Raw genomic sequence first — 281 nt, forward strand, 5'->3', positions numbered from 1 at the left:
ACACATAAAGCTGCTTTTATAAGTCCTGTAACACCAGATGCCATTTCTAAATGACCAATATTGGACTTAACAGAACCTAACGCACAGTAACCTTTTCTATCTGTATAGTAACTATATGCTTGTGTTATGGCCTCAATTTCAATAGCATCTCCCATTGGTGTACCTGAACCATGAGCTTCAACATAACCTATTGAGTCAGGATGTATCTGAGCTACTTCAAAAGCTTCTGATATTACCGAACATGGACCATTAACACCTGGCGCTGTATAGCCAACTCTATC

Annotated in this window: 1 pseudogene; it reads right to left on the reverse strand. The window is 39.1% G+C overall.

Features of this window, described 5'->3' with window-relative positions:
* Nucleotides 1-281 (reverse strand): annotated as a pseudogene (locus ACX6CF_RS26660) (hypothetical protein); the annotation flags it as partial.

It is taken from the genome of Vallitalea sediminicola, assembly GCF_054408565.1.